Below are 1,055 nucleotides of genomic sequence, written 5' to 3' on the forward strand. Positions count from 1 at the left end.
GCGATCGGCGCAATCAGGGTAACAACCATTTTGATGTTGTCGCCCGGCATTACCATCTCTACGCCTTCCGGCAGTTCGATGGTACCGGTCACGTCGGTAGTACGGAAGTAGAACTGCGGACGGTAGCCTTTGAAGAACGGGGTATGACGACCACCTTCTTCTTTGGACAGTACGTACACTTCAGATTCGAACTTGGTGTGCGGCTTGATAGAACCCGGCTTGGCCAGTACCTGACCACGCTCTACGTCTTCACGCTTAACACCACGCAGCAGTGCACCGATGTTCTCGCCTGCACGACCTTCGTCCAGCAGCTTACGGAACATTTCAACACCGGTACAGGTGGTAGAAACGGTATCTTTGATACCAACGATTTCTACGGTCTCACCTACTTTAACGATACCGCGCTCTACACGACCGGTAACTACAGTACCACGGCCAGCGATAGAGAATACGTCTTCGATAGGCATCAGGAACGGCTGGTCAATCGCGCGCTCCGGCTCCGGGATGTAGGTATCCAGGTGGCCAGCCAGCTCGATGATCTTCTCTTCCCACTGAGCGTCGCCTTCCAGCGCTTTCAGCGCGGAACCACGAACTACCGGCAGGTCATCACCCGGGAAGTCGTACTCGGTCAGCAGTTCACGAACTTCCATCTCTACCAGTTCGAGCAGCTCTTCGTCATCAACCATGTCACACTTGTTCATGAACACGATCATGTACGGGATACCAACCTGACGACCCAGCAGGATGTGCTCACGAGTCTGCGGCATCGGGCCGTCAGTCGCTGCTACTACCAGGATCGCGCCGTCCATCTGGGCAGCACCGGTGATCATGTTTTTAACGTAGTCGGCGTGACCCGGGCAATCTACGTGGGCGTAGTGACGGGTAGCGGTGTCGTATTCTACGTGGGAGGTGTTGATGGTGATACCACGCTCACGCTCTTCCGGTGCCTTGTCGATCTGGTCGAAGGCGAAAGCTTTACCACCGAAGTGCTTGGCCAGCACGTTGGTGATAGCTGCAGTCAGGGTGGTTTTACCGTGGTCAACGTGGCCGATGGT

The 1,055-nt window shown here is 55.5% G+C and carries 1 protein-coding gene; it reads right to left on the reverse strand.

Features of this window, described 5'->3' with window-relative positions:
- On the reverse strand, nt 1–1,055 hold a 1,055-nt coding region (tuf, locus tag BN1139_RS14955), incomplete at both ends, for an elongation factor Tu (RefSeq protein WP_019446919.1).

The sequence above is a fragment of the Aeromonas veronii bv. veronii genome, from assembly GCF_000820225.1.
In the GTDB taxonomy this organism is placed as follows: domain Bacteria; phylum Pseudomonadota; class Gammaproteobacteria; order Enterobacterales; family Aeromonadaceae; genus Aeromonas; species Aeromonas veronii.